Origin of the sequence: Lactiplantibacillus songbeiensis (assembly GCF_005405125.1) — a bacterium.
In the GTDB taxonomy this organism is placed as follows: domain Bacteria; phylum Bacillota; class Bacilli; order Lactobacillales; family Lactobacillaceae; genus Lactiplantibacillus; species Lactiplantibacillus songbeiensis.
In genome coordinates, this window is sequence record NZ_BJDL01000007.1 from 75,100 (window position 1) to 97,259 (window position 22,160).

The window sequence follows — 22,160 nt, forward strand, 5'->3', positions numbered from 1 at the left end:
ATTGTTTTTACTGAAACAAAAAACGGCAACCTCAATCCTAGTAAAAGGACGAAGTTGCCGTTCGCGGTACCACCTTAATTTACCAATACCTCGCGATATTGATCTTAACCCGTACATGTCATACGGTAGCTGGGTAACAGGAGCTGACTGTCATCACCTGGCAAAAGCTCAGTGGTGCCGTTTAGAGGCCATTTTCGGTTGCCGTGCGCTGGTCTGGTTTTCATTGTTCCAGACTCACTGAACAGGAGCTAACAACTTACTTTCCTCATCGAGACGTTTTCGTTTTTGTGAATGTTTAAAAAGTACCACCACAAAATGATAAAGTCAAAGATTATTTTAATGCAAATGCCACTTTTGTTATAAAATATTAATTTATTAATAAACAAAAAAGCAAGTCAACGTGGTGGTTGACCTGCTTTTGGGGGTTATTGTAAAGCTGATTGATAAACCCAATAAGTTTTATTATTATCCTTAATGCGATACCAAACGGTTGTCTTGCCAGCTTGGACTTTCACCGCTTTAGCATTAACGGTCACATTTTGACCAGCTAAGTCAGTGACGGAGCCGGTATTTTTTGACAAATAACTAGAGCTTAAGACGTGGTTACGTAATGGCGCTTTACTCGTTGATTTGACCGTGTTGGTTTGGTCTAAATCAGTCGTATAGCTGACCTTAGCGAATTGCAACGCTTTGCTGTAAACCCAGTAACGTTTGGCACTCTTAGATTTGCTGTAGCGAATCCGATACCAAGTGCTACCAGACTTTTTGACGCCACGATTATCTAGGTAAACTTTACGGCCAACGTAAGATCCGTAATTCCAACCGAGATTTTTCGCCGTATATTGACTGCCCTTAACATGATTGTAAGCCCGGTATTTCCGATATGTGCTACTTAACGTGGCCCAGTCATTACCGTTACCACCATGATAGGTCACGGCTGGTTTAACCGTCGTGGTCGCGGTTGAAGAATCTGTATCTGGTGTTGTCGTTGCTGCTGAACTACTACTGCTGACAACACTGCTAGAACTGCTGCTACTGCTATCAACGGCTGGTGTTTCGGTACTTGGCATGAGTTCGTTATAACGTTGCTTGACAAGTTGATAGAACATCGCAAATGTATAAGCTTGACCGAAGTAAGTTCGTCCGGCACTAGCATAATAAGCTTTGGGATCAGCATGATCTGTCCCGCCAAGATATTTCGAGACGGCCTCATGTGACCAGACCGTTCCTTTACCATCATAAGCGGCATCGTTGGGTTTCAAATTGTATTGCTTCAAAATCGCTGCTGTATAGTAGGCGGCATTATTGATCTCGCTAGCGAAGGCCGCTTTCGAGTGAACTTCCACTTGTTCAAATTGAACAAAGCGTTGATTGCCGTAATAACCAGACCCCCAAGCTAGATAGTTGGTATTGGCAATATTAATGATCTTGCTGGCATCCACGAAAGAATGAACGAACGCATTTTGATAGTTGTTCTTCATATAAGCAATTTCGTTATAGATGGTGGAATTCGGGTTAGCCGTTTCATGAACGACCACGCCCTCTGGTTTGCCGACCCCGTTACGGTAAGCGTTCTTCGGGAATCCGTTCCAGATACTGCTAGTAATTAGTGCATGTTGCAAGTTACTGCTGTTAATGTAATTGTTCACGACGGAATCCGCAGCTTGTGCGCTACTTCCATTGGTATTAAAGGCAACCAATCCCATGGTGGTTGCCGCCATCCCCAAAAACAAGGTGGCTTTCCAAGTCTTCATAATATAAATGTCTCCTTTTTTGTCGACCCACGCCATACTATTCCTATTGATTATAACGAGTTTTTCTGCAAAAAGGTACCACCTGGTGCCAGGTTTATCTGGCATTGTTTTCGGAGTTGCGGATAAATATCAGGTCAAACTTAATAATTGTTCGAAATCCGGCTTTAAATATTCAGTTTTGTCGGAAATAGTTGGTTAAAACCGAACTTTTGGCGTTATATTTCAAACACTTAACAATTTCATGACAGTAGGGTTCGACGAATTGAACAATCTAACTGTTGGCCTGGACCGAGGTTGCCACTCTGGTTGGACTAGAATCGGCCACCACGTTCCAGCCAATACGGACCCAATCAGAGTGGCAATTTAATACAAACTGGGCTAAACCACTGTAACAATAATTTAATTTATAATTGCGGATTAATAACTAGTATTAACGAACTAAAGCTGGTATACTACCAAAGTTTGCTTGAGGTACGGTCCCCAAATCCGCATGATAACAGGGACTAAGTCATTTAACGAAAGGAGTGCGAAAATGAACGATTTAACAAAAGGAAACCCGTTAAAGCTGATTTTTTGGTTTACGATTCCATTATTGATCGGTAATATTTTTCAGCAGTTTTACAGTTTATCGGATACGTTGATTGTCGGCCAAACGTTAGGGGTTAAAGCTTTGGCTGCCGTCGGATCAACTGGGAGTGTCCAGTTTCTAATTATTGGGTTTGCCCAAGGATTGACCGCCGGCTTAGCCATTTTGACGGCGCAACATTACGGTGCCAAGGATTTCAAGGCTGTTCGCCGTAGTTTTGCGATTAGTATCGCCGTCAGTTTGGTTGTTGGCATTATATTGACGATTTTGTCATTAATCTTTGTAGATCATATTTTAGTGTTAATGCAAACGCCAAGTGACATTATTGACGATGCCCGCACGTTCTTGCAAATTATGCTGGGCGGGATGTTAGCGCCGATCGCTTTTAACTTGTTATCGAACATTATTCGCGCGCTGGGCGATAGTCGGACACCGTTATGGTTTTTGATTATCAGTTCGTTAATTAACATTGGTTTGGAACTGCTCTTTATCCTTGGGTTTCATTGGGGGATCGCGGGCGCTGGCTGGGCGACCATTTTAGCGCAGTTGATCGCCTCATTGATGTGTGTCATTTATATTGTGGTTAAAGTTCCCGTGCTGCATATTGGTCGGCGTCACTTTAGATTCCGGCGGCCAGAAGTTACCGGTCATTTGCGGGTCGGCTTACCGATGGCCTTTCAAATGTCGATCATTGCGATTGGGACGATTGTGCTACAGTCAGCGTTGAATAGCCTCGGAACCGATTCAGTGGCCGCGACCACGGCGGCGCAAAAGATTGACCAATTGGCTACTCAACCGTTAATGTCTTTTGGAGTAACGATGGCAACTTTTGCCGCCCAAAACTTTGGTGCGCATCAGTATGATCGGATTATCAAAGGGGTCAAACAAACGATGTGGTTGTCTGGCGGCTTTAGTGTCGCTGCGGGCTTAATCGAAATTATTTGGGGTAAACAATTAGTTGGTTTATTTGTTGGTCATCAAGATATGGCCGTTTTAAACTTGTCACAAACGTACTTTAATGTGATTGGGAGCACGTATCTCTTATTGTCGATGCTGTTCATTATGCGTAATACGTTGCAAGGCTTAGGCCGGAGTGCGATTCCAACATTAGCAGGGGCTGCGGAACTATTCATGCGGGTCTTTGCCGCGTTGATCATGGTGCGCTTATTAGGTTATCCAGGTGCTTGCTCATCAGAACCCCTAGCTTGGCTGGGATCCGTCGCCGTGTTATTGCCGGCCTATATCCGGGCTGTTCGCGAATTACGGCAACGAGCGCAAGCCGAAATCGCGACCACTGAAAAAAGTCCTAATCCAATGATTAAAAATGAAATTTAAGACTTGCAAGTCTGACTAGGATTTGATAATATTTGTTATCAATTTGAATGAAGGAGTTTTCTAAATGGCGGTAGAATTAAAAATTGGCGATTACGTCCAAGGTAAAAAGTTTGCTTCACTTGAACATGATTTTAAGGGTGAAATTGAAAAGGTTTATGAAAATTCGGTTTTAATCTTAATTAAGGAATTTACAAAATCCGATAAACCAGTTGTTGATGAATATAACCATCGTGCCGTTGTTCGCAAAGGGGATGCCAAGTTAATCAAGGCAGGTCCTAAAGTTGCAACAACGCCAGAACCTGAAGCTTAAGGCTGACTGACAAAAAAATTAAAAATTTTATATGACAACATCGAAAATATATGCTATACTATTTTCTGTTGTCAATTGCGGGTGTAGTTTAGTGGTAAAATACAAGCTTCCCAAGCTTGAGTCGCGAGTCCGATTCTCGTCACCCGCTTAACTTACAAATCGGCGAACTAGTAATCTGAATCTTAGGTTGCTAGTTTTTTTATGTTGTTTTTTAAGAGCCATGCTGATGATTTAAAGAAATGAGGCTAAGAAATGAATTATGACGTGCGTGCTTTTGATGAGTTAACACCACGGCAACTCTATGCGATATACCACTTGCGGGTGGCAATCTTTGTGGTGGAACAAGCTTGTGCTTACCAAGAAGTTGATGCTACTGACTTAACCGCACAACATTTATTGGGAACCGATGCGGGCGGTCAGCTAATGGCATATGCGCGGTTGATTCCAGAAACGGTGCAGACGGCCCGAATTGGTCGCGTGATTGTAAATCCGGCGATGCGTGGCCAAGGTGCCGGTCGTGAACTGGTTCAAACTGCGATTGCACGGATTCAAAAACTATGGCCAACTACTATGACGATAAATTTACAGGCACAGGTTTATTTAGATGCTTTTTATCGTTCATTTGGGTTTGTCGCCGTCTCACCAGCTTATCTAGAAGATGGCATTCCGCATCGCGATATGGTCTTAAAACTGTAAGCCTAATCAATTGAATCCCGGCTGGACTAAGCTACACTTAACTTAGTTGGCACTAACCAGGCATGGAGAAGAGGGTTCAATGATGATAAACAAACGTGGATTGACGCAGCAGCAAGTGGCACAACTAGCTGAGTCAGGGGTGAAAATTGCCTTAGACTTGGTCACGGGACTTAAGTTAACTTTTGCCAATGGTGATCAGTTAAGTATAGCGGGTCGTTCGGTGACTGGGTTGACCATTGTCCCGGCGATGAATGCAACTGATCAGTTAGCAATAGTTGGGTTTGACTTGCGGCTGAGGGCGACCGGTTTAAGTGCAAGCACACAGCGACGCTTAATGGCGACTAACGATATCACTGGGTTAACGGTGGTCACAGTCCATCAAGTGACTCGGTGTCAAGTTTGGTGGTCACCGTTGACGACTGATTTTCGAGCCAATGCTGATCAAGTGGTTGAACAGTCAGCTGATCAATTACGATTGGTTGCTCAATTGCCACGGCAATTTGATTGGTCTGACCTGTTACCAGCGGCATTGCAAACACCACATTTAACAGTGATGGCGCGAGCACTTGCGGACGTGGCTGATGAGTCGTTGGATAATGTGGCGGCTTTGAGGCAGCAATTGACGACGATGCAACAAATGCCAACCGGTGCACCGACAACATCCAGTTTGCGGGTAACTGCGCGACTAGTGGCTGGCCAAGTTGAGTGGGATCCAATTATTTATAAACCTACTGGAGATGAGCACGTCTTTGGTGGGATTGAATATCTGTCCTATCCTGAGATCTTAGCGATGCCGGTCCAGATTGCGACTACGGGTGACTTTTGGTCCGGCATGGCTGCTCTGTTATGGGAGATCTCTTTTTATGGCATTGATCCTGCTGATCGACAAGCTGGTCGTGATGAGTTAGATGCGGCCTTGGCGGAGTCGCGGGACTTCAAGGCAGATACGGCTAAGCTGACGCAATTTCTCGCGCAATTAAAGGCTGATCCGGTGACAATTGCCAAGTACCAGCCTTTAGTAACGGGGCAAGTAGTCGATGTGGACGATTGGTTGCCAGCCGGGACCACAGTTTTAGATCAGGACCCGGTGTTAATGGCGGCCTTTCAAGCGGAATTCGGGTCGCAATATGCGGCGTTTATCCCGAAAACTGACGCCCCATCCAGTTAGCGCTAGTCAAAGCTCATAAATTCTGTTATACTTACGCATGGTAAAAATGCACAACGTCTATTGAGAAAGAATAGTAACTGACAAAACTTGCATAGCGAGTCCGGGGTGATGGGAGCCGGATCAAGTCAGGCAGCGAAGCGCGCTTTTGAAGACGACAATTCGATAATAAGTGGATGCAATATCAATTAGAGTGGTACCGCGGGAAAATCTCGTCTCTTACATGTTTAGTTTAATGTGTAAGGGGCTTTTTTTGTAGAGTGCGACGGTGGACGGGTTGGAATTGAGGATTGCCTAGCCAGTCAGTGAATGCGTTTTTTGCATTGGCTGACTGGCGTAGCAACCGGAAGTTTCAGTCCACCTGAGCACGTTTCCGCTCAAAACAAAGAAGGAGACCAAAGAAAATGGATTACAAACAACAAGTAACGGATGCCTTAGTCCCAACCTTAACGGACTTAACGCCTGACGAAATCAAGACCAAGATTGAACAACCTAAAACGTCAAAACAAGGGGACTTAGCGTTCCCAACGTTTACGTTAGCTAAAATCATGCATAAAGCGCCGCAAATGATTGCGGGCGAGATCGTTGAAAAGATTGATCAAAGTAATTTTGAAAAAGTCGTAGCGATGGGCCCATACGTGAACTTTTTCTTTAAAAAAGCTGCTTTTTCAGCTGATATTTTAGGGCAAGTCTTAACTGATGGCGCTGATTTTGGGAATGCCAAGATTGGGGAACAAGGTCAAGTGCCAATTGACATGTCGTCACCAAATATTGCCAAACCCATCTCAATGGGGCATTTACGCTCAACAGTGATTGGGAACTCCTTGGCGAATATCTTAACTAAGATTGACTACAAACCAGTTAAGATCAACCATTTAGGTGACTGGGGAACCCAATTCGGTAAGCTGATTACGGCTTATAAGATGTGGGGGAGCGAAGCTGAAGTTAAGGCTGATCCTATCAATAACTTATTAAAATATTACGTGCGTTTCCATAAAGAAGACGTCGACCATCCTGAAATGGACGATGTGGCGCGGGACTGGTTCAAGAAGCTGGAAAATGGCGATGAAGAAGCCTTAGCTTTGTGGAAATGGTTCCGTTCTGAATCTTTGAAGGCGTTCAAGAAGATCTATGAACGTCTGGACATCGACTTTGATTCTTTCAAAGGTGAAGCGTTCTACAATGACAAGATGGATGAAATTGTCGATATCTTGGAAAGCAAGGGCTTGCTGCATGAAAGCCAAGGCGCCGAAGTGGTTGACTTAAGCAAATACGACTTGAATCCGGCTTTGATTAAGAAGTCTGATGGTGCTACCCTTTACATCACGCGGGACTTAGCAGCGGCTTTATATCGGAAGCGGACTTATGATTTCGTTCAATCTTTATACGTTGTTGGGAACGAACAAACGAACCATTTCAAGCAATTAAAGGCTGTTTTAAAAGAAATGGGCTTTGACTGGTCTGATCAGATTCACCATATTCCATTTGGCTTGATTACCCAAGGTGGTAAAAAGTTGTCAACGCGGAGTGGTCGGGTGATCTTATTGGATAAGGTCTTAGACGATGCGGTAGCTTTAGCTCACAAACAAATTGAAGAAAAGAATCCAGACTTGGCGGACAAAGATGCCGTGGCAGATGCCGTTGGGATTGGTGCGGTTGTCTTCCATGATTTGAAGAATGAACGGATGAACAACTTTGATTTTAATTTGGAAGAAGTTGTGCGGTTTGAAGGCGAAACAGGGCCATACGTCCAATATGCGCATGCACGGGCTGAAAGTATCTTACGTAAAGCTGGTAGTCCAGCAATTGCGGCTGACGGTCAAGCGTTAAGTGATCCGGCTGCTTGGGATACGTTGAAGTTGTTGAGCGAATTTCCAACCATCGTGGTGCGGGCGAGTGACGAATACGAACCATCTGTCGTGGCGAAGTACGCGATTCATTTAGCAAAAGCCTTTAACAAGTATTATGGCAATACGAAGATTTTAGTTGAAGATGATGAATTGCATGCCCGCTTAGCTTTAGTTAAGAGCGTCAGCATCGTCTTGAAGGAAGCTTTGCGCCTATTAGGTGTTAAGGCCCCTGATGAAATGTAGATCGTGATTAGAAAAAGAGCCGTTGTTGCAGCAATTTTTGCTGGCAACGGCTTTTTTTTGAACTTTTTTAGTTATCACACTGTAAACGACATATGACGTCGCACCGTTATGGTAGGATGAATTTGTGGTTGAAGCACGACTAATGATGGTTTTTAAGTGAGGTTGTCCAATGACAAATACAGAACGAATTATTAATGTTTTTATTGATCTATTGCATGGTGATGAATTAACTCCGGAGGCTTTAGCAGCGAAATACCAAGTGACCACGCGAACGGCGCAGCGTGATTTGGGGAGTTTACGGGACTTACTACAGAAAAGTGAGCTGAAATATGTTTATCAGCATGATATGAAAACGAAAACGTATGCTTTACGAGCGATGAACCAGTTAACACCAGCGACAGTCCTGGCTATTCTCAAGCAACTGATTGGAACGCGGGCATTTGGCAAGCCTGAATTAGACCAAATCTCCAATGAGCTTTTGGATTTGATTGAGCCAACTGCGGCTAGTCAAGTGCGAAAGTTATGTGCGACTACCCGCGCCCAATATGTGCCCGTTAGTGCGGGTGAAAAAGCGTTATTGCCACGTCTACAGCAATTTTCAGAGTGGATTGCATCGCAGACTACCTTAACATTTACTTATGAGCATAGTGATAGGCGTCATGTTCAATCGGAAGTCGGTTTGCCGATTAGCTTGTATTTTTCAGATTTCTATTTTTACGTCATTATGTATAGTAATCAAGATCCACGTCGGGTCTATCGGTTAGACCGTTTCAAAGCGATTCAGCCAACGCAGGATGTTAAATTAAAGCTGAAATTAGCTGAGAAGACGGATGAAGGTGACTTTATGAATAAGACGTATTTATTGCATGGTGGTAATGAAACAACTTATCGGTTTCGCTACTGGGGACTGCCACAAACGGCGTTAGATCGATTGCCACATTCACATGTGGTCCCAGAAACGAAAAAGGTTGCGGCAGCCAATGGTGGCGGGGTTGTGATTGAAGCAAATGGTTTTGAACAAGGCACCTTGTTATGGGTTCTAAGTCAAGGAACCACGATTAAAGTTTTGGCGCCAGCTTCATTAGTAGCTAAAGTGAAACAGGAGCTGACGCGAACTTTAGCGCAATACCAAGAGTAATGGTGTGATACGCTTGGTGCTAGTTAAACTTGCCGCCTGCCGGTTGGTTCCTAAAATGCTGGAACGCCATGGGTCATTTTGAAGCCTAAAGCCTGGTCTTCAAAACTGACCTTGGCCTAAGTCCGAGTAGACCACTCGCACTAAGGCCAACGACACGGCTGAGCATTTTAGGAACCAACCTCTCGGCTATATTTGAGGTCAACAATAGATAGTCAGTAGCTCCCGTTAATTAACGCCGGGCGGGTCAGAATTGGCTCAGTGGTGTCGTTTATCTTGGTCGGTGATTTTCCGACTTAGATAAAGCCCGGCTTGGAAGACCGAACTTTGGCTTTCAAACGTGGCCACCACGTTCCAGCCGATTCTGGCCCAACCAGAGTGGCAATTTAATCTAACTAGCGTCAAGCCGTATGGTGTAATGGATTTTTGTTGAGATGATTAAGATTAGTAGAGTCTGGGACGAAACCTAGACTTTTTTTATTTCAAAGATGGTTGACACCCATTACTTATTCTTGAGGGTAAATTGACAAAGCGACACCGTTTTCGTATAGTGGACTAACATTGACTAAGTCATGGAAAGCGGTGCGATTGACAGATGAACGATATCTTACACCGGGTTAGGTTCGATCGGGGAATTGTGATTGCGATATTAGTTGGCTTGTACGTGTTTGCAAAGATGCCATTGATGACACTGGCTAGTGTGGGACTGGCAGGCGGCTTGGTTGTACGGACGTGGTTAACCGCGTCGCGACGGTCAGTTAAGCTAGGGTTGAGTGCGGCTTATATTGGGGTGATGGTCTTTCAACTGGTCTTTAATGCCTTGGTCTTATTCCCAATGCGGGGGTGGACGGCGTTATATTATCCAACTAAAATCGTAGCCTTAGGGTTATTGTTGTTGCCATTAGTCGTTGAGCGGTTTGTGATGGTGCAACATCAAGATGAATTTTACATGCCTTCAGCGGCCGATGTTAGTGCTGTCAGCTTTGATGAGCTCCAGCACAATTGGGCGTGAGTTCAAGCGGCGTTGCAGCAGCTCTCGCAAGTGCATCAAAGTGTGTCCGTAGATCATTTGAAAACGGTACTGACTGATCTGCCACGGCACAGTGCCACTAAGTACATCAATCATGGAACGTTGACACCGGCTTATTTTGAACAGGCCGAGGCATCGTTAACCGATTTGAAGTTGTACTTGGTAGTATCGAATACCGGGAGTCCGGCGAGTGAAATTATCTCGGCTTTTACACAAAAGCAGTATAATCATGTGTCGTTGGCTTTTGACCGGGAGCTGAAGACCATTATTTCGTATAATGGTGGTGACAACGTTTATCCACCGGGGTTAAATGCAGAGAATTTAGCATTTTTCCATCAAAAGGACGATGCTTCTGTACTGGTTTACAGTTTGCCGGTTACCCAAGCACAAAAGACCTTTGTCTTAGATAAATTAACGACGATTAACCGTGAAGGTAGTGCCTATAATTTAGTGGGATTAGTGGCTAAGCATTCGTTTCGACCGAATATTATGTTTTGCTCACAGTTTGTCTATACCATGTTGCGTTTAGCCGGCGTCGCTTATTTTGATAAGCAGCCTGGTGAAGTGCGGCCAACTGATTTTATTGAGTTGGACTACTATAAAAAGCTTTGTTTTGAATATGAGATCACATTTTAACCAGCGGCCAGTGGAGGTAATCTGCTGGCTTTTTGGTTTACACAAGCTTTACTTAAAAGCTACCTATTCTTAATAGCTTTTTGAACATGTGTTCCGGTATACTGGTTGAAAAGGTTGGGGGCGGTTGAAGATGCAACAAATCTTAAAACGATTATTTAAAAGATCACAACAAATTTCATCGCTATCATGGAGAACAATGATACTAGGAACGATTATGATTGTTTTTTTGATGTGGCTAGCAGTGACAGAATATCAGCTGATTATTCAAATCTTAAATCCGTTGGTTGCACTAGCAACCATTATGGGGATTGTAATTGCACTATTCCAGCTTCAATGGACTAACCAAAGTCGACAAGAAGATTTATCAAACAAGCGTTTTGATTATACCAAACAGGCATTAGATTATTATGTTCAAGAAATTGTACCATTGCTAGATTATGATTTAACAGGATTTGATGATAAAATGAAGCAATCTGTTGATTTGAAATTTGACAATTTAGCTGAATCAAGATTTCGGATTCTGGAATATGTGATGATTAGTGATTTTTTAGAGAATGATCATAGTGAAACTATCGCGCAGTTTCAGCAAAATCAAATTGCCTTAATTAATGGTTTGGGTCGATTATCGGGATATTTTTATTATGACAAAGTGAATACTGAACAATTATTGAGCATTATCAGTTATTCAATTAATGAGTTTTATCATCATCGTGGTATTGAAACATCACTTTCGTTATTACAGACAAAGATGCAAATGAACAATTATCAAACGGTCATTCATGAAACAGAAGCTTATCAGCAAAGGAGAAATGTGAAATATGAAAGGTGACATGATGGATGTTATCAGTGGACGTGAATTAGAGCGGTTGTTAGCTGACCAGTCGAGTGTCGATGACGCAGTTGCAATCGCGTTAGCTTCAGACAAAGTCACTGAGAAAACAAAACATTTATTACGGACAGAACCATTACGGCAGGTCTTGTTAGATAATACAACGAGATTTGCAGAGATGTATCGCCGAAGTGGTGGTTGGCGATAAGTGAGTGGCGAGTTAGGGTGAAAATATTTGTTGGTTATCTAAAAAAAGATCCGGTTGACCTCACCAAATAGGTGCAGGCAACCGGATCTTTTTTTAGTGTTGTCGATATTGTAAGGGCGATTGTCCCAGTTTCTTACGAAAGACGCGACTAAAGTAATGCGCATCTTCGTAACCAACTTTATTAGCAATATCAGTAATTGTATATCGCAATCTGGGGTTACGTAGCAGCTCTTGGGCCTTTTTCAACCGATAAGTGGTGAGATATTCCAAGAAAGTCATACCGGTCGTTTGCTTAAGTTGTTTACTCAAATGGGTCTCACTGACGAATAACGCTTGGGCACAGCGTGTCAATGATAAATTTTTGTCCGAATAATGCGCTTCGATATAGGACTGACTACTCGTTGACAAGTCATTAGTCACCGGCTCGGTTGGCGTGACTGTAGCAAGCTTTTGAGCAAAGGTAGTCATGAGCTGTTTTAAATCCGACCGTGGAATCGGCTTGAGCAGGTAATCTAGGACTTTTAATTTAATGGCGCGGCGAGCAAAATCAAAATCATCGTAGCCACTAATAATAACGACTAAGGTTTGCGGATAGCGTTGATTAATGAGACTAATTAGGTCTAGACCGTTAATATCACCGAGGTTGATATCAATTAATGCAGCGGCAAATGGTTGTCGTTCTAATTTTGCGAGCGCCGTTTGACCATTTTCAGCGGTCACGATAGTCTCAAACGGACTGTCTAAATGGGCTAGATAGTGTGCGAGCCCGTTGCGTAGTGCTTGTTCATCATCAACGATTAATAGACTTGGCATGTGATTTTGCCTCCTGGATAATGGGTAAAGTTAGGGTAACAGTTGTGACGGCCGGGTTACTGGTAAACCGTAACTGTGCTTGCCCGTTGTAAAATAAATGCAACCGATGGCGAATGTTATAAATTCCATAACCATCTTTGCCAGCAGTATAAGTGCCTTGATTCAAAGCTAACAAGGTTGCCGGTACAATTGGCACCCCGTTATTACTAATGGTGAGTTGTAAAGCGTTTGTCGATAGTTGTTGGGCACGAATCACTAAGGTACCGTCTGTCCGGTCAGCAGGTCGCAAGCCGTGGTTGATGGCATTTTTCAACTAAAGGCTGCAAGATAAAGTGCATGACGGACAAGTTTTTAAGCGCTGGCACGACCTCAACTTTAAACTGAGCCAATTGCGGATGACGGACCGCTTGAATTTTTAGATAACTTTCAACATGAGCCAATTCATCGTCCAAGGAGATCAACTCTTGACCATGATTTAAGCCTTTGCGGAAAAAGATGCTGAGGTTCTCCAACATGCTCACAGCTGCATCGGGTTTGCCACCCAGGATTTGCCATTGGATGGTATCTAGCGTGTTATATAAAAAGTGCGGTTGAATTTGGGCTTGTAACACTTGAATCGACGCTTCACGATACTTAGCTTCACTCGTATAAACATCTGCCAGCATTTGATTAAAGGTCGTTGCCAGACTGGCAATTTCTGCTGGTCCAGTTTCTGCCGCTCGAATTTGGCGATTACCTTGTTGCACTTCAGTCATGGTCTGCGTTAAGCCGAGGATTGGTTGAATGATTTGTCGGAGCAATAATAAGAGCAGTAAGCCTAATAAGCCAATCACGACTAATGCAATGACTAATAATAACCGCAATAACTGTTGCGTATTTTCACCTAGCCCTTTTTTCTGAACGACATAATTCACTTTCCACTTAGGCAGTAATTTTAAGGATGAGGTTAGTAACAGTTCCCGTTGCGGATCAATTTGTGGCGATTGATTGTTCGCTCCTAAGATGACGCCTTTGCCATCATATAACGTTAGATGACGGGCGAGGGCCTCAACTTTAGTGAGTGGAATGGCAGCGGCTAAGTAGGTCGTGCCATCCGTGAGCGGTTTCGCCAAACGATACAAAATAATCACGATGGCGCGATGATCTTCTCGCGAAGTCAAAAGGTTACTGACGGTATAGTGTCGGCGGGGATGTTGGACCATTTCACGATAATAATTTCGATTACGAACTGAAAAGTCAGGATAACTGGCTGAATGCGAAATGCCATCTTTAGAAACGAGTCGAATCGAGACGTAGTTGTGTTGATCGAAGTTTGTGACCGCCGCCGTTTCTGCAAACATCGCTCGCCGACTATAAGCATGTCGGGCTGGTAAATCTGCCAGTAGTCGCAATTCGGCCAACCGCTCCCCAAACCAACTATTCATTTGATTAGTCTGATTATCGACCGCCCGTTGGGTAATCGAGGTATTTAGCGGTAAGATGTTGCGGGCCAGTTCAATCCGCATGGCGCCATAGATTAAGCCAATCAAGCTTAATGAGGTCAGTAAAAATAAGGCCACAGTTTGTTTTTTTAGTGATCGCATCAAAATCTCCCTCCATTTTGTACATTATTTCACGAAAGTAACGGAAATGTCCACCTAATCTCAAAAAAGTCCAACGAAAGCCTTTTCATTTGTCGATATACTAATGTTGTTAATTGATATCGGAGGAGGGCTTCAGATGAAAAAAGGATTTTTAAGTCTCGTTACGACGTTATCAGCTGCCATCTTACTCACGGCTTGTTCAGCCGGTAGCAAGACGCAAACGGTGGAAGGTACTGGGACGGGGAAACACGGTGATATCAAGGTGGCCGTGACGTTTAAGGGGAATAAGATTGAAAAAATCAAAGTTTTAAAGCAACAAGAAAATTCAGTCTTGTCCAAGCCAGTCTATAGCCAATTAAAAGATACCATTGTCGCAAAGAATTCAACGGATGTTGATGTGATTAGTGGGTCCACGGCTACGAGTAAAGGGTATTTGGCCGCAATCAATGCCGCGGTTAAGAAAGCCGGCGTCACGTTGAAGTCCACTAAGCAGACCGCGACATCGGATGAACCAAAAGTGGGTAAGACCAATAACTTTGATGTTGTGGTAGTTGGTTCAGGCGGTGGCGGTTTTAGTGCGGCGATTGAAGCCAAAGAAGCTGGTAAAAAAGTTGCCATTATTGAAAAAATGCCAACAGTTGGTGGGAACACGCTAATCTCTGGTGGTGAAATGAATGCACCGGGCAACTGGGTTCAAAAGAAACTCAAAATCAAAGGTGATTCCGTCAAAAGTTATTATCAAGATACGATGAAGGACGGCGACAACCTCGGTGATCCGAAGATGGTGCATATTTTAGCGAATAATGCTCTGGGGTCAGCAAAGTGGTTGCGTGACGACATTCACGTTAACTTTATCAAAGATCAACTCTTCCAATTTGGCGGCCATAGTTACAAACGGGCGTTGATTCCAGTTGGCCATACGGGTCAAGAACTCGTGACCAAGCTGGACAAGAAGGCCACGGCCTTGAAGATTCCAATCTATACCAATACAAAAGCCAAATCATTGATTAAGCAAAATGGTCGTATCGTGGGTGTTAAGGCACGTTATCAAGATAAAAAGAACGTCACGTTCAATGCGAAGAATGCCGTTATCTTAACGACTGGTGGCTTTGGCTCAAACGTGAAGATGCGGACGAAATATAACAAAGAATATGATAAGCGCTACAAATCAACCGATACTGCTGGGACGCAAGGCGATGGGATCGTGATGGCGCAAAAGGTTGGCGCCAAATTGACGAATATGAAGTATATTCAGACGTATCCAATCGCTAATCCGAAGACTGGGATGATCTCATTACTAGCTGATACGCGTTTTGATGGGGCCATCTTAGTTAATCAAGAAGGAAACCGTTTTGTTGAAGAATTAGAACGCCGCGATGTCATTTCTAAAGCTATCTTGAAGCAAACCGGTGGCTACACGTATCAGATTTGGAATGACAAGATCGATGGCATTTCGAAGACGAAAGCGGCTCACAAAGCAGAATATAATGAACTAATCAAAGAAGGCTTGTTATACAAAGCTGATTCGATTGATGAATTGGCGAAAGATTTCAAGATTGATCCTACAACTTTGAAAGCGACGATTAAAAAGGTCAATCGCTATGCTAAGACCGGTAAGGATAAAGATTTCCATCATCGGGCCGGCCTAGTTTCCTTAGCTAAAGGCCCTTACTACATTGAAAAGGCTGTACCATCTGTACATCATACGATGGGTGGACTGGTCATCAACGAAAAGACTGAGGTTTTGAATCAGCAAGGTAAAGCGATTCCTGGCTTATACGCTGCTGGTGAATTAACGGGTGTCATCCAGGGGTCGAACCGTTTGGGTGGTAATGCGATTGCCGATATTATTACGTTTGGCCGGATTGCAGGTCAAACGACTGGTAAACTGAAATAAGCAATAATAAAACGGTGCCACGCGATCATGCTGGCATCGTTTTCATTTGGACTAGCCAACCCATGACTAATTGCGCTAAAATAGATTGGAAAAGAATTCGGAACCTTTAACTTGTCGGGACCTTTAACACAGGTTGTAAGCTGATTTCATCTTCAAATTTTGAATGTTGGGAGTTTTTGAGATGTTAGCAATTTTGATTGGTTTGACGATTGGGGTTGGCTTGCCCATTCAGACAAGTATTAATTCACGATTACGCGACTCGGTTGGGTCACCTTTTGTGGCTTCAGGAGCTTCTTTTACGGTGGGGACGCTGTTTTTAGCCGTCATGACGTTACTGCTAGAACATAGCCTGTTGTTTTCACCCCAGTTATTCAGCTCACAGCCGGTTTGGATTTGGCTAGGCGGGTTCTTTGGGGTGATCTACTTAACTGGAAATATTCTACTGTTTCCAAAACTGGGCAGTGTTCAAACGGTGATTATGCCGGTGCTCGGTCAAATCCTGATGGGCTTGTTAGTCGATGACTTTGGCTGGTTCGGGTCGCAACGCAATCCATTAACCTGGGTGCGAGGACTCGGCGCATTATTAGTCTTAGTGGGCGTGATTTGTACGGTCGCGTTGAGTACGTGGCTAGCTAATCATCATGCCAATGCTGAGGCCCCCGCTACCGCGGGCTTGTGGTTCTGGCGGCTGGCGGGAGTCTTTACTGGGATGCTTAGTGCAACGCAAACGGCGATTAATGGGCATCTGGGAACCGTGTTGCATTCGTCATTAAAAGCCGCGTTGGTGTCATTTTTCGTTGGGATGGTCGCTTTAATGCTAATCATTTTATTATCACGGACTAAGTTGCAAGTGACCACACCAACTGGTCAACATAATCCCTGGTGGATGTGGACTGGCGGGCTACTTGGTGCGCTGTACGTGTTAGGCAATGTGGTGTTAGTGCCATTAGTGGGGACCGGCTTAGCTGTGGTGATCGTGCTGGTTGGTCTGATGGCTGGCAGCTTGTTAATTGATCAGTTCGGTTGGTTAGGTGCCAAACGTCATCCAATGACATTGGTTCAGGTGGTTGGGTTGATGATTATGATTGCTGGGGTCGCGTTGATTCGGCTCTTCTAAGAGAAAGTCAATGGTCGTTACTTAAGGGTAGCGGCTTTTTTTGATCACAAAATAGTGACCTTTCAACAAGATTAGACTAATTAAAGCTAATTTAGCTAAATCACGTCACGTTAATCACGCATAATAAAACTTGTAATCAAGCAAATGAGGTGAACCAAATGCGTAAATATTTAGTTTTTGATATTGGTGGCACAGATTTAAAGTATGCCATTATTAATCGCCAAGGTACATTAATTGTTAGTGGTAAGATTCCGACGATTAAAACGTCTTTAGCAGCGTTTATTCAAAGTTTACAAGCAATTATCGATCGCTATGTCACCGTGATTAGTGGTATTGCAGTCAGTGTGCCAGGCAAAGTACAACATCCGCAAGAAGTAATTGAATTTGGTGGCATGTTACCATTTTTAGATGGGGTCCAGTTAAGTCAGTTGTTAAAGGCCCCCGTGCCGTTAATTGTTGAAAATGATGGTAAGGCGGCAACACTCGCAGAATTATGGCGCGGTAATTTGAAAGCGGTTAATAATGGTGCCGTACTCGTATTGGGAACGGCGGTTGGCGGTGGTATCGTCTTAAATCATCAGTTAGTGCGTGGCACCCATGATCAAGCTGGTGAACTTAGCTTCATGAAAGCTGGGACCACCTTTGCGCCCACCGAAATGTATGGGGCGAAGGGGTCTGCGGTTGGCATGATTAAGGCGATTGCGACGGCGATTGGGTTACCCGATATCACCGATGGCCCAGCCGTCTTTGCAGCTTTAACTGCTGGCGATGTGACGGCTTGGACCATTTTTAATCAGTATTGTGATCAGATTGCTGGCCTAATTCAAAATGTGCAAGCGGTGGTGGACGTGGACACGATTGTCATTGGCGGTGGCATTGCGGTTCAACCACTAGTGACAGCGACTATCAATGCAGCGTTTGACCGGTTGCGAGCGGCAAGCCCGATGATTCGGGATACCTTAGCGCGCCCTAAAATTATGACCAGCCATTATCACAGTATGGCGAATTTGTATGGGGCGTTATATCAATTATTACTTGAAACGGAGACTATTAAATATGCGTAAAGATTTCTTATGGGGTGGTGCGGTTGCGGCGCACCAATTAGAAGGGGCTTGGAACGTTGACGGCAAAGGGGTCAGTATTGCGGATGTGATGACGGCTGCCAAGCATGGCGTTGAACGTCAGATTACTGCAGGGGTGCAACCGGGTGCCTATTATCCAAATCATCAAGGCATCGATTTTTATCATCAATATCCAACTGATATCAAGCTGATGGCCGAGATGGGGTTTAAGACGTTTCGGACGTCGATTGCCTGGAGCCGAATCTTTCCACAAGGTGATGAAGTCGAACCGAACGAAGCCGGCTTAGCCTTTTATGATCGCTTATTTGCGACTTGTTTAAAATATGGCATTCAACCGATGATTACGTTGTCACACTTTGAGATGCCTTATCATTTAGTTGAGGCATATGGTGGTTGGCGCGACCGGCGACTCATTGACTTTTTCTTACATTTTGCTAAAACGGTCTTCAAACGGTATCAACATCAAGTGAAATACTGGATGACGTTTAATGAAATCAATAATCAAACGGACTACACGAAGGCATTCTTCATGGCGACTAATTCTGGCTTAGTCTTAAAGCCGGATGACCCGCAAGCAGAAGCCCTGATGTATCAGGCAGCACATTATGAATTGGTAGCTAGTGCTAAAGCGGTTCAGTTGGGTCATCAAATCAACTCAGCATTTCAAATCGGCAATATGATTAATATGACGCCAATCTATCCGTTGACGGCTAAACCAGCTGATCAGTTAGCAGCTCAAAAGGCGATGCAGACACGATATTGGTATACCGATGTCCAAACGTTAGGCACGTATCCGAATTATATGGAGGCGTACTTTAAGCGACAGAATTATCGGCCCGATATTACGGCGGCTGATCGAGCAGCGTTACAGGCGGGCACAGTCGATTATATTGGACTGAGCTATTACAATTCCTTTACTGTCAAAGCGCAGACCAATCAACCGGAATATCGGTTCTTGGGTGAACAAGCAACGGTAGCAAATCCATACGTTCAAGCTAGTGACTGGGGTTGGTCCGTTGATCCAGATGGGCTGCGATATGGATTGAATTGGTTGAATGATCACTATCATAAACCATTAATGATTGTTGAAAATGGTCTCGGTGCGGTCGATCAGGTGACGGCTGATCATCAGATTCATGACGATTATCGAATTGCTTATTTGAAGGCTCATATCCAAGCAATGAAGACGGCCATTGAGGTCGATGGCGTCGATGTAATGGGGTATACGCCGTGGGGATGTATTGATTTAATCTCAGCCGGGACCGGGCAGATGTCTAAACGGTATGGCATGATTTATGTGGATCAAGACGACCACGGTCATGGCAGTTTGCGACGTTTGAAAAAAGATTCATTTTATTGGTATCAACATGTGATTGCGACAAACGGGCAAGACTTATAAGGGTGGTGACGCAGATGCAAAGACGTTTAACGGCGTCATTACTAGCCATTTCATTGTTACCAATGACAACGGGAGTGGTCGCAAGTGCAACGCCTCAAGTTGCTAAAGCCTTTCCTGCCGCTAATACGACCACTCTTAACCTAGTTGTGACGATGCCGTCGTTTGCGATGGTGGTGTTGGTGATTGTCAGCGGGGGACTCGTGCGTCACTGGGGCTCTAAACGATTGGTCTTAAGTGGTCTAGGGCTCGTGGCAATGGCGTCATTACTGGCAGCTCTTGCTCCAAATCTCGGGTGGCTATTAGTAGCTCGCCTGTTATTAGGTGTTGGCCTGGGTCTGTATAATGCCCTAGCGGTTAGTCTAATTAGTCGGTTGTTTCAGGGGGCAACCCGACAACGGTTGTTAGGTTATCAAAATGCAGTGCAAGGTCTGGGCGCACTGGTAGGCGCTTTGGCGGTAGCAGGCTTGTTAATATTGAGTTGGCGGGCGGCGTTTTTGATTTATTTAGTGAGTGTGCCGATTCTATTGGCTTATGCACGCAATGTTCCGGAAGTGCGTTTTACGACGAGACAGTGGGCCGTTACCCCGATAACGGCACGACAATGGCGCCAGATTGGCTATTATACGGGGTTACTCTTTTTATTAATGACTTTTTACATGTTAGCCAACTTAAAATTACCCGCTTTATTTGTGCAACGGCATTTAGGGTCAGCTAGTTCCGGCGCCCTATTATTAGCCGTGATGGCGGGCGGGACGGTGCTAGCAGGGATCAGTTACCAATCGTTAAAGCGGCGGTGGTCAGCGGGCGTTCTAGCGGTGAGCTGTGCATTAATGCTGACAGGTTACGGGTGTTTGGCACTGCCACAGCGCTGGGGGTTACTTATTAGTGCGATAGTAGTCGGTGTCAGTTTTGGTTGGTTTGTGCCCGAAATCTTTGGTGCGGTGACGAAAATTGTCGATCAAACCCAGGCCAATTTGGTAACCACCATCTTGATGACGAGTTCTAATCTGGCTAATTTTACGGCCTCATTCGCCCTATTATTATTGGCGCCAACGGGTCATTTGAATCAACTTATCTGGCATAGTGGGTTCATCATCGTAGGACTTGGTATCCTAGAGTTAGGTCATTGGTGGCATGGGCGCACGCGATTAGTGACTGATTAAAAAAGTTGCGACTGATTTTATTCAGGCGCAACTTTTTTTGTGGTGTCATGTTTTGGATTACAAAATTTGTTGTTGTTGGCGAAACTTTGATGGTGTGACGCCGAGTTGTTTTTTGAAGGCACGCGTCAATTCACCTTGATTGGCAAAACCAAGCGTATCTGACAAATCACCGATTGATTGATCAGTAAAGACTAACTGTAAGCGGGCGTATTGAATCTTTTGCGTAATAATGAATTGCATAATTGGACTACCAGTGGTCTGTTTGAATAAATGCATCAAATACGACTCACTCGTGTGTACGTGAGCGGCGACTTCAGCGACAGTTTTAATCGTTTGAACGTTGTCATAGATATATTCTTGCGCCAAGTAAATAATGGATGGAATATTTTGGCGTTTGATTCGAGCCACGTTCTTTAGGAATAGTTCGCCGATTGCGCGAGTGTACTCATAGACGTTGGTAATGGTCGTTTGATGTTCAGCTGTCTGAATACACTGATCGCTTAAAGCATAAGCGCCTTCAGCAAACATGCCACCACGAATGGCCGCCCGGGTGAAGAGGGTCGTTGCGGCAATCGTGATATTTTTCTTGCTACGTAAATCATAATTGGCTAACTTGCCAAAGTTACCAGCGGCCATAAATGGCACGTAATATTGATTGAATTCTGTTAAATTACCGTGTTCAACACCGAGCAGCATTTGTTGTTCAGCCAAATAGCCCTGGTAATAGGCATGGCGATCGGCATCGCCATCCGTAATGCGTGGCGTTCGGGTCGGATTGGTCAGTTCATGGTCAACTTGATTGAGTTGCGCCGCTGAAAACTGTGGCCAGCGTTGGGTCAGCATAAAGTAGAGTAAGCGGAGTTGTTCTTTGAATTGACTCACACCAGTCAGCGGCATCTGATCTGAATAATTGGTGCTGCCTTGAACGGAAGCGTTATTGCTCCAAACGACGACTCGTTGCTCAGCGAGCGGGAATAGGCCGATTAACCCTAATGTTGGTGTAAAAAACAAGTTTACTTCAGTTGGTAGCTGTTGTGGTAACTTGGCCAGCCAGCCCTGTGGTATTGCGGGGGTCATTGGTCCAGTGAACGCTTGAACTAATTGCATGTTTGCCGTAAATAAGTAGGTTGGTAATCCGGTTGCCGTATGAAAACTAGCGAGAATTTTAGTCGGTTCTTCAGTCATGCCATCACCTTTTATCTAAAATTTATAAAAAATAACTGAATTAGTTAAAATAATTATTTAAATTATAGCATAATCAGTCTTGTAAGCGATTGCTGGAACCGATTTCATTTTAAGGTAATCCGCAATTGAGTTAATGAGGTGAAA

At 44.2% G+C, this 22,160-nt stretch carries 20 protein-coding genes and 1 tRNA gene; 16 read left to right on the plus strand and 5 right to left on the minus strand.

The window, feature by feature from the left end:
* Positions 1 to 425 precede the first annotated feature (425 nt).
* Positions 426 to 1,754, minus strand: coding sequence for a peptidoglycan recognition protein family protein (locus tag FFM77_RS02470; RefSeq protein WP_223876758.1), 1,329 nt, complete (start codon positions 1,752 to 1,754; stop codon positions 426 to 428).
* Positions 1,755 to 2,286: 532 nt separating this feature from the next.
* On the opposite strand from FFM77_RS02470, the gene FFM77_RS02475 reads away from it, so the two are divergent.
* The 11 genes from FFM77_RS02475 to FFM77_RS02520 all read left to right on the plus strand — a co-directional run bounded on the left by FFM77_RS02475 (position 2,287) and on the right by FFM77_RS02520 (position 11,777).
* Entirely contained in the window at positions 2,287 to 3,675 is a 1,389-nt protein-coding gene (locus tag FFM77_RS02475; RefSeq protein ID WP_137634161.1) for an MATE family efflux transporter, read from the plus strand.
* A gap of 64 nt (positions 3,676 to 3,739) precedes the next feature.
* Positions 3,740 to 3,985, plus strand: coding sequence for a DUF2187 domain-containing protein (locus FFM77_RS02480; protein WP_137634162.1), 246 nt, complete (start codon positions 3,740 to 3,742; stop codon positions 3,983 to 3,985).
* 77 nt (positions 3,986 to 4,062) lie between these two features.
* A tRNA-Gly gene (locus FFM77_RS02485) sits at positions 4,063 to 4,133 on the plus strand.
* Positions 4,134 to 4,237: 104 nt separating this feature from the next.
* On the plus strand, positions 4,238 to 4,681 hold the full coding sequence (locus FFM77_RS02490) for a GNAT family N-acetyltransferase (RefSeq protein WP_137634163.1): 444 nt from the start codon (positions 4,238 to 4,240) through the stop codon (positions 4,679 to 4,681).
* 82 nt (positions 4,682 to 4,763) lie between these two features.
* Entirely contained in the window at positions 4,764 to 5,849 is a 1,086-nt protein-coding gene (locus FFM77_RS02495) for a hypothetical protein (RefSeq protein ID WP_137634164.1), read from the plus strand.
* 401 nt (positions 5,850 to 6,250) lie between these two features.
* Positions 6,251 to 7,939 carry an arginine--tRNA ligase gene (argS, locus tag FFM77_RS02500; protein ID WP_137634165.1) on the plus strand — a complete coding sequence of 563 codons (1,689 nt, stop codon included), beginning with the start codon at positions 6,251 to 6,253 and terminating at the stop codon, positions 7,937 to 7,939.
* 169 nt (positions 7,940 to 8,108) lie between these two features.
* Complete coding sequence (locus FFM77_RS02505) at positions 8,109 to 9,077, plus strand: helix-turn-helix transcriptional regulator (RefSeq protein WP_137634166.1); 969 nt, start codon at positions 8,109 to 8,111, stop codon at positions 9,075 to 9,077.
* A gap of 592 nt (positions 9,078 to 9,669) precedes the next feature.
* Positions 9,670 to 10,086 (plus strand): hypothetical protein, encoded by a 417-nt coding sequence (locus FFM77_RS14130; protein ID WP_223876759.1) that lies wholly within the window; start codon positions 9,670 to 9,672, stop codon positions 10,084 to 10,086.
* Between the two features lie 30 nt (positions 10,087 to 10,116).
* Complete coding sequence (locus FFM77_RS14135) at positions 10,117 to 10,740, plus strand: hypothetical protein (protein WP_223876760.1); 624 nt, start codon at positions 10,117 to 10,119, stop codon at positions 10,738 to 10,740.
* A gap of 130 nt (positions 10,741 to 10,870) precedes the next feature.
* Positions 10,871 to 11,569 carry a hypothetical protein gene (locus FFM77_RS02515; RefSeq protein ID WP_137634167.1) on the plus strand — a complete coding sequence of 233 codons (699 nt, stop codon included), beginning with the start codon at positions 10,871 to 10,873 and terminating at the stop codon, positions 11,567 to 11,569.
* The gene (locus tag FFM77_RS02520; protein WP_137634168.1) at positions 11,559 to 11,777 is read left to right on the plus strand and encodes a hypothetical protein; all 219 of its coding nucleotides are present in this window, start codon (positions 11,559 to 11,561) and stop codon (positions 11,775 to 11,777) included. The genes FFM77_RS02515 and FFM77_RS02520 overlap by 11 nt, the downstream gene beginning before the upstream one ends.
* Before the next feature lie 93 nt (positions 11,778 to 11,870).
* Here FFM77_RS02520 and FFM77_RS02525 read toward each other — a convergent pair whose 3' ends face one another.
* Genes FFM77_RS02525 through FFM77_RS02535 form a run of 3 tightly spaced genes read right to left on the minus strand, consistent with a single transcriptional unit; the run spans position 11,871 to position 14,173 of the window.
* Positions 11,871 to 12,590, minus strand: a complete 720-nt coding sequence (locus FFM77_RS02525) for a response regulator transcription factor (RefSeq protein WP_137634169.1) — start codon at positions 12,588 to 12,590, stop codon at positions 11,871 to 11,873.
* Positions 12,568 to 12,903 (minus strand): sensor histidine kinase, encoded by a 336-nt coding sequence (locus FFM77_RS02530; protein ID WP_137634170.1) that lies wholly within the window; start codon positions 12,901 to 12,903, stop codon positions 12,568 to 12,570. Before FFM77_RS02530 ends, FFM77_RS02525 begins: the two co-directional genes overlap by 23 nt.
* Positions 12,866 to 14,173, minus strand: a complete 1,308-nt coding sequence (locus FFM77_RS02535) for a sensor histidine kinase (RefSeq protein ID WP_137634171.1) — start codon at positions 14,171 to 14,173, stop codon at positions 12,866 to 12,868. The genes FFM77_RS02530 and FFM77_RS02535 overlap by 38 nt, the downstream gene beginning before the upstream one ends.
* Before the next feature lie 136 nt (positions 14,174 to 14,309).
* Between FFM77_RS02535 and FFM77_RS02540 the strand changes: the two genes are divergently transcribed.
* The 5 genes from FFM77_RS02540 (at position 14,310) to FFM77_RS02560 (ending at position 20,831) form a co-directional block, all read left to right on the plus strand.
* Positions 14,310 to 16,070: a flavocytochrome c gene (locus tag FFM77_RS02540; RefSeq protein ID WP_137634172.1), complete on the plus strand. Its 1,761-nt coding sequence runs from the start codon at positions 14,310 to 14,312 to the stop codon at positions 16,068 to 16,070.
* 181 nt (positions 16,071 to 16,251) lie between these two features.
* Positions 16,252 to 17,187 (plus strand): DMT family transporter, encoded by a 936-nt coding sequence (locus tag FFM77_RS02545; RefSeq protein ID WP_137634173.1) that lies wholly within the window; start codon positions 16,252 to 16,254, stop codon positions 17,185 to 17,187.
* 158 nt (positions 17,188 to 17,345) lie between these two features.
* Positions 17,346 to 18,251, plus strand: coding sequence for an ROK family protein (locus tag FFM77_RS02550; RefSeq protein WP_137634174.1), 906 nt, complete (start codon positions 17,346 to 17,348; stop codon positions 18,249 to 18,251).
* Entirely contained in the window at positions 18,244 to 19,668 is a 1,425-nt protein-coding gene (locus FFM77_RS02555) for a 6-phospho-beta-glucosidase (RefSeq protein ID WP_137634175.1), read from the plus strand. Before FFM77_RS02550 ends, FFM77_RS02555 begins: the two co-directional genes overlap by 8 nt.
* Positions 19,669 to 19,682: 14 nt before the next feature.
* The gene (locus FFM77_RS02560) at positions 19,683 to 20,831 is read left to right on the plus strand and encodes an MFS transporter (RefSeq protein WP_137634176.1); all 1,149 of its coding nucleotides are present in this window, start codon (positions 19,683 to 19,685) and stop codon (positions 20,829 to 20,831) included.
* A 57-nt stretch (positions 20,832 to 20,888) separates the two neighbouring features.
* Here the strand turns inward: FFM77_RS02560 and FFM77_RS02565 are convergent, their stop codons facing one another.
* Positions 20,889 to 22,016 (minus strand): helix-turn-helix domain-containing protein, encoded by a 1,128-nt coding sequence (locus tag FFM77_RS02565; protein ID WP_137634177.1) that lies wholly within the window; start codon positions 22,014 to 22,016, stop codon positions 20,889 to 20,891.
* Positions 22,017 to 22,160 lie beyond the last annotated feature (144 nt).

Coding starts and splice junctions, on each gene's coding strand:
- FFM77_RS02470 (WP_223876758.1), bottom strand. CDS start 1,754: ATGAAGACTTGGAAAGCCACCTTGTTTTTGGGGATGGCGGCAACCACC.
- FFM77_RS02475 (WP_137634161.1), top strand. CDS start 2,287: ATGAACGATTTAACAAAAGGAAACCCGTTAAAGCTGATTTTTTGGTTT.
- FFM77_RS02480 (WP_137634162.1), top strand. CDS start 3,740: ATGGCGGTAGAATTAAAAATTGGCGATTACGTCCAAGGTAAAAAGTTT.
- FFM77_RS02490 (WP_137634163.1), top strand. CDS start 4,238: ATGAATTATGACGTGCGTGCTTTTGATGAGTTAACACCACGGCAACTC.
- FFM77_RS02495 (WP_137634164.1), top strand. CDS start 4,764: ATGATAAACAAACGTGGATTGACGCAGCAGCAAGTGGCACAACTAGCT.
- argS (WP_137634165.1), top strand. CDS start 6,251: ATGGATTACAAACAACAAGTAACGGATGCCTTAGTCCCAACCTTAACG.
- FFM77_RS02505 (WP_137634166.1), top strand. CDS start 8,109: ATGACAAATACAGAACGAATTATTAATGTTTTTATTGATCTATTGCAT.
- FFM77_RS14130 (WP_223876759.1), top strand. CDS start 9,670: ATGAACGATATCTTACACCGGGTTAGGTTCGATCGGGGAATTGTGATT.
- FFM77_RS02515 (WP_137634167.1), top strand. CDS start 10,871: ATGCAACAAATCTTAAAACGATTATTTAAAAGATCACAACAAATTTCA.
- FFM77_RS02520 (WP_137634168.1), top strand. CDS start 11,559: ATGAAAGGTGACATGATGGATGTTATCAGTGGACGTGAATTAGAGCGG.
- FFM77_RS02525 (WP_137634169.1), bottom strand. CDS start 12,590: ATGCCAAGTCTATTAATCGTTGATGATGAACAAGCACTACGCAACGGG.
- FFM77_RS02535 (WP_137634171.1), bottom strand. CDS start 14,173: ATGCGATCACTAAAAAAACAAACTGTGGCCTTATTTTTACTGACCTCA.
- FFM77_RS02540 (WP_137634172.1), top strand. CDS start 14,310: ATGAAAAAAGGATTTTTAAGTCTCGTTACGACGTTATCAGCTGCCATC.
- FFM77_RS02545 (WP_137634173.1), top strand. CDS start 16,252: ATGTTAGCAATTTTGATTGGTTTGACGATTGGGGTTGGCTTGCCCATT.
- FFM77_RS02550 (WP_137634174.1), top strand. CDS start 17,346: ATGCGTAAATATTTAGTTTTTGATATTGGTGGCACAGATTTAAAGTAT.
- FFM77_RS02555 (WP_137634175.1), top strand. CDS start 18,244: ATGCGTAAAGATTTCTTATGGGGTGGTGCGGTTGCGGCGCACCAATTA.
- FFM77_RS02560 (WP_137634176.1), top strand. CDS start 19,683: ATGCAAAGACGTTTAACGGCGTCATTACTAGCCATTTCATTGTTACCA.
- FFM77_RS02565 (WP_137634177.1), bottom strand. CDS start 22,016: ATGACTGAAGAACCGACTAAAATTCTCGCTAGTTTTCATACGGCAACC.